This is a genomic window from Vibrio sp. Vb0349 (genome assembly GCF_033338975.1).
The window spans coordinates 1-1,582 of record NZ_JAWOTS010000142.1 but is presented as its reverse complement, the minus strand read 5'-3'; the positions used below and the strand labels follow the sequence as shown (position 1 = coordinate 1,582).

The window sequence follows — 1,582 nt, the reverse complement described above, 5'->3', positions numbered from 1 at the left end:
ATCATTTTTGTCACCACATTCAAAGCACTAGGCCCTACCGCTTTGACCAGTTTGTCCCCGAACAGGAACAATATGTAGGTGATGATACAAAGAACCGCAAATGAAACGATGGTAATAATGGTTTGGTCAAAACCACCTGTGGTCGCAAAGTTCATCGCTGTCGCAATCGTACCCGGCCCCGCGAGTATTGGCATCGCCAACGGTGATACGGCAATACTCAAGGCTGCCTGTTGCTGCGCAGGCGAATACGCTTTTTCCTTGGTTTTTTGATGCGTGGAATCTCCTTGCAACATATTAAAACCAATCATGAAGACTAAGATCCCCCCAGTAATGCGCAGCGCATAAAGGGTGATACCAAAGAGGTCGAAAATCACTTTTCCTGCGATGGCAAAAATAGCCACGATGACAAAAGCAATAAACACCGAACGAAGTGCGATTGATCGAACGGTCTCTTTATCTTCATCCGCCGTGAGGCTCAAAAAGATAGGAATATTGGCAATGGGATTCATGATCGCAAAGAAGCCCATGAACACAGTGACAGTATGAAGGATCAGCTCTTTCATCTTTCCAACGCAGATAAACTATTGATTCTAAAAACAGTATATACCTTCACAAACAGAATGCGCGCCGTTTCCCCAGTCTGAACTCAAACTTATGCTCTAAGGCACAGTTTTTCTTTCGCGATAGTTTACCCATTCATTAAATACCGCTAAGGTGAACGCTCAGCCTAAAAATAGAACAAAGGATGTTAAGTCATCATGAACAGTACGATCCAAACCATTCTTGGCCACCGTTCCATTCGTAAATTTACCTCACAGCCTATCGATAAAGAGCAACTGGAAACCATCCTTCAAGCGGGTCTTGCCGCATCCTCATCCAGTATGTTGCAGGTAGTATCAATTGTTAGAGTCACGGACATAGAGAAGAGATCACAACTAGCGAAATTTGCAGGGAATCAAGCATACGTTGAAAGCGCGGCAGAGTTCTTGGTGTTCTGTATCGACTACCAGCGTCACGCCAGTATTAATCCTGATGTTCAGGCCGATTTCACAGAGTTAACGCTCATAGGTGCCGTAGACTCTGGAATCATGGCTCAAAACTGCTTACTGGCAGCAGAATCGATGGGCTTGGGAGGCGTATACATTGGCGGTTTAAGAAATAATGCTCAGCAAGTGGATGAGCTACTGGGGCTACCCCAGAATACCGCCATCCTATTTGGTATGTGTTTGGGCCACCCAGATCAAAACCCAGAAGTTAAACCTCGCCTACCTGCGCACGTGGTGGTGCACGAGAACCAGTACCAAGATCTCAACTTAGATGACATTCAAGCATACGACCAAACGATGCAGAACTACTATGCAAACCGCTCAAGCAATCAAAAACAAAGTACGTGGTCACAAGAAGTTACGAGCAAGCTAGCTGGTGAGTCTCGTCCGCATATTCTTCCGTATTTGAATGAGAAGGGGTTAGCAAAGAAGTGACCATGCTGAAAGACAACGAAACAAAAAAAACGAGATATGGGTCACACTATTGATAATCCTATTTAATACAACGAGATAATTAGTCGGTAGATTTTCTTGGT

The 1,582-nt window shown here is 44.7% G+C and carries 2 protein-coding genes; one reads left to right on the top strand and one right to left on the bottom strand.

Annotated features, from left to right (window positions below; all coding sequences use genetic code 11):
- The coding region (locus R7Q47_RS23975; protein ID WP_031842936.1) for a MarC family protein at positions 1–563 on the bottom strand (563 nt) is incomplete at its 3' end.
- Between the two features lie 195 nt (positions 564–758).
- On the opposite strand from R7Q47_RS23975, the gene nfsA reads away from it, so the two are divergent.
- Positions 759–1,481: an oxygen-insensitive NADPH nitroreductase gene (gene nfsA, locus R7Q47_RS23970; protein ID WP_031820832.1), complete on the top strand. Its 723-nt coding sequence runs from the start codon at positions 759–761 to the stop codon at positions 1,479–1,481.
- Positions 1,482–1,582 lie beyond the last annotated feature (101 nt).